This window comes from Streptomyces sp. IBSBF 3136, from assembly GCF_036815105.1.
Classification (GTDB): Bacteria; Actinomycetota; Actinomycetes; order Streptomycetales; family Streptomycetaceae; genus Streptomyces.
Map to the genome: position 1 here is coordinate 11,955 of NZ_JAJSZC010000190.1, position 3,632 is coordinate 15,586.

General features: G+C 73.0%; 4 protein-coding genes. 1 reads left to right on the forward strand and 3 read right to left on the reverse strand.

Features of this window, described 5'->3' with window-relative positions; all coding sequences use genetic code 11:
* Positions 1-526, forward strand: a 526-nt coding sequence (locus V7E45_RS30730; protein WP_333777487.1) for an aminodeoxychorismate/anthranilate synthase component II, incomplete at its 5' end; no start/stop codon positions are given.
* Positions 527-542: 16 nt separating this feature from the next.
* Here the strand turns inward: V7E45_RS30730 and V7E45_RS30735 are convergent.
* The 3 genes from V7E45_RS30735 to macS all read right to left on the reverse strand — a co-directional run bounded on the left by V7E45_RS30735 (position 543) and on the right by macS (position 3,604).
* On the reverse strand, positions 543-1,571 hold the full coding sequence (locus tag V7E45_RS30735; protein WP_333777488.1) for a 6-phosphofructokinase: 1,029 nt from the start codon (positions 1,569-1,571) through the stop codon (positions 543-545).
* Between the two features lie 123 nt (positions 1,572-1,694).
* Positions 1,695-2,384 carry a response regulator transcription factor gene (locus V7E45_RS30740; RefSeq protein ID WP_333777489.1) on the reverse strand — a complete coding sequence of 230 codons (690 nt, stop codon included), beginning with the start codon at positions 2,382-2,384 and terminating at the stop codon, positions 1,695-1,697.
* Positions 2,381-3,604 (reverse strand): MacS family sensor histidine kinase, encoded by a 1,224-nt coding sequence (gene macS / locus V7E45_RS30745; RefSeq protein ID WP_333777490.1) that lies wholly within the window; start codon positions 3,602-3,604, stop codon positions 2,381-2,383. Before macS ends, V7E45_RS30740 begins: the two co-directional genes overlap by 4 nt.
* Between the last annotated feature and the right edge of the window lie 28 nt (positions 3,605-3,632).

Below are 3,632 nucleotides of genomic sequence, written 5' to 3' on the forward strand. Positions count from 1 at the left end.
CACCGGGCTGGAGGTCACCGTCGGGGGGTACGCCGAGCCCGGGCTGCGCGAGGACGTCCTCGCGCACGAGGGTCCGGTCGTCCTCGGGCCGGGCCCCGGGGACCCCTTGGATCTCGCCGACCCCAGGATGCGGTTCCTGCGGGACCTCGCCGCCGAGGTGGTCCGCGGGCACCGGCGCGGGGTGCTGGGCGTCTGCCTCGGGCACGAGCTGCTCGCGGCGGAGCTGGGTCTGGAGATCGTCCGCAAGGAGGTGCCGTACCAGGGCGCGCAGACGGAGATCGACCTGTTCGGGCGGAGCGAGACCGTCGGCTTCTACAACAGCTTCGTGGCGCGCTGCGACGCGGAGGCGGCGGCCCGACTGGCCGCGCGCGGGATCGAGGTGAGCCGGGCCGGGAACGGCGAGGTGCACGCGGTCCGGGGGCCCGGCTTCGCCGGGGTGCAGTTCCACCCCGAGTCGGTGCTGACGCTGAACGGGGCGGCGGTCGTACGGGAGCTGATGGAGCAGCTGCGCCGTACGACCGTCTAGCCTTGCGCGGCCGCGGTCAGCCGAAGAAGACGCCGACCTCTTCGTAGAGCTTCGGGTCGACGGTCTTCAGCCTGGCCGTGGCCTCGGCGATCGGGACGCGGACGATGTCGGTGCCGCGCAGGGCGACCATCTTGCCGAAGTCGCCGTCGCGCACGCAGTCGACGGCGTGCAGTCCGAAGCGGGTGGCGAGCCAGCGGTCGAAGGCGCTCGGGGTGCCGCCGCGCTGGATGTGCCCGAGGACCGTGGTGCGGGCCTCCTTGCCGGTCCGTTTCTCGATCTCCTTGGCCAGCCACTCGCCCACCCCGGACAGCCGCACATGGCCGAAGGAGTCCAGCGACTCGTCCTTGAGGACCATCTCGCCGTCCTTCGGCATGGCACCCTCGGCGACGACGACGATCGGGGCGTAGGAGGCCTTGAAGCGGGAGGTGATCCAGGCGCACACCTGGTCGAGATCGAAGCGCTGTTCGGGGATGAGGATGACGTTGGCACCGCCGGCGAGACCGGAGTGCAGGGCGATCCAGCCGGCGTGACGGCCCATCACCTCGCACACCAGGACGCGCATGTGGGACTCGGCGGTGGTGTGCAGGCGGTCGATGGCCTCGGTGGCGATGCCCACCGCGGTGTCGAAGCCGAAGGTGTAGTCGGTGGCGGACAGGTCGTTGTCGATGGTCTTGGGCACGCCGACGCAGGGCACGCCGTACTCGTCGGACAGCCGGGCGGCCACCCCGAGGGTGTCCTCGCCGCCGATCGCCACGAGCGCCTCGACCTCCAGCTTGGCCAGGTTGTCCTTGATCCGGCGGATGCCGCCCTCCCGCTTGAGGGGGTTGGTCCGCGAGGAGCCGAGGATGGTGCCGCCGCGGGGCAGGATGCCGCGCACCGCGGGGATGTCGAGGCGCACGGTGTCGCCTTCGAGAGGTCCGCGCCAGCCGTCCCGGAAGCCGACGAAGTCGTATCCGTACTCCTGCACGCCCTTACGGACGACGCCCCGGATGACGGCGTTGAGCCCGGGGCAGTCGCCGCCTCCGGTCAGTACTCCGACCCGCATGGAAATGTCCCTTCGCCGCGGTTGCCTGACAGTCAGTCACGGTAAAGGTGATTCGCGTCACACAGCGAGAGGCGGGAAGGGTGATTCCGGTGAAATGCGGGGAAGTCGCTTGACCAGTGGCTTCTACGCGTCGTCGAGTCCGCGCTCGATGGCGTACCGCACCAGCTCCACCCGGTTGTGCAACTGGAGCTTGCCGAGGGTGTTCTGGACGTGGTTCTGCACCGTGCGGTGGGAGATCACCAGGCGTTCGGCGATCTGCTTGTAGCTCAGGCCCTTGGCCACCAGGCGCAGCACCTCCGTCTCCCGCTCGGTCAGCCGGGGCGCCCCCGGCGCGTCGGCGTCCGGGGCGGGCGCGGGCTCGGAGGCCAGCCGGCGGTACTCGCCGAGCACCAGCCCGGCGAGGCCCGGCGTGAACACCGGGTCGCCTACGGCGGTGCGGCGCACGGCGTCCAGCAGGTCCCCGGTCGAGGCGGACTTCAGCAGGTAGCCGGTCGCGCCGGACTTCACCGCCTCCAGCACGTCGGCGTGCTCGCCGCTCGCGGACAGGACGAGGACCCGGAGCGCGGGGTCGTGGGCGACCAGTTCCTTGCACACCTGGACGCCGGGCTTGGCGGGCAGGTTGAGGTCGAGCACCAGGACGTCGGGGGCGACCGCCTTGGCCCGGCGGACCGCCTGTTCGCCGTCCCCGGCGGTGGCGACCACCTCGAAGCCGGACTCGGCCAGGTCACGGGCGACCGCGTCCCGCCACATGGGGTGGTCGTCGACCACCATGACCCGGATCGGGTCCTGCGTCGGGTCCTGCCGCTGTGTCATCGCTTCTCCGCCTTCCCCCGCGCCCGTACGGCGCCCTTCGGTACCTTCAACTCGACCTCGGTGCCCTGCCCGGGGACCGAGATCAGTTCCGCGCTGCCGCCGAGGTCGCGCAGGCGCCCCCGGATCGACTGGGCCACGCCGAGCCGGCCCTCGCCCTCGGCCTGGGCGAGCCGGCCCTCGGCGATGCCGGGGCCGTCGTCGCGGACGGTGACCACGATCCCGTCGGGCTCGTCCTCGACCAGGATCCACGCCCGGGCGTCCGGACCGGCGTGCGCGCGCACGTTGTCCAGGGCCGCCCCGACGGCCGCGGCCAGTTCCCGCGCCGCCGCGCGCGGCAGCGGCACCGGGGCTCCGGGCTCGGCGAGGCTGACCCGGGCGGCCGCGAACGGGGCGAGCAGGGAGCGCAGGTCGACCGGTCCTTCGTCGTCCGGTTCCTCCACGGCGCGTACGACGGCTCCGGCGGCCGCGTCCTCCGAGACCCGGGAGACCGGCAGCAGCCCGCCGGAGACCAGGGTGCGCAGCGCCACCTCCTGCTCGCCGGCGAGGCGTCCGAGATCGGCCGCCTCGCCGCCGATGACCGCGCCGCGCCGCTGCACCATGGCCAGCACCTGGAGGACGCCGTCGTGGATGTCCCGGGCCAGCCGCTCCCGTTCCCTGGTGGCGGCCTCGATCTCCAGGGCGCGGGCGAGGGTGCGCTCGGAGGCGCGGGCGACCTCCACGACGTAGCCGATGGCGATGGAGGCCACCCAGACCAGGATCACGTTGTGCACGGTGTCCCGGGCCGGGCTGCCGCGCTCGGCCAGATTGGCCGCGGCGACGGCCGTGGAGGCCGCGGCCGCCCAGCGCCAGCCGCCCTTGAGGGCGAAGGCCAGCACCGAGCCGGCCGTCCATATAGATGGCAGCGTCGGGCCGCCGCCCGCGATCCGCTCGTGGCTGTCTGCGAGCGGGGTGAGCAGGATGCCGGTGACCGCGACGGCCAGGTCGGCGGCGAGGAAGCGCCGGGTGCAGCTCGCCGCGCTCGCCACCCTGGGCAGGGTGGCGAGGGTCCACACGCACAGGACGGCGTAGTAGGCGACGGCTGTCCAGGGGCGGACGAACTGGTCGTACGCGGTGGCGAACAGGCCGACGGCGTACAGCATCGTCAGCACCCGGTACCCGGCGAGCGCACGCCACAGCGGCAGCTCCACCGACATGCGCATGACCCGCTCACGCCTGGGCACGGCACCCTCCCCCTGTTTCGTCCCCGGT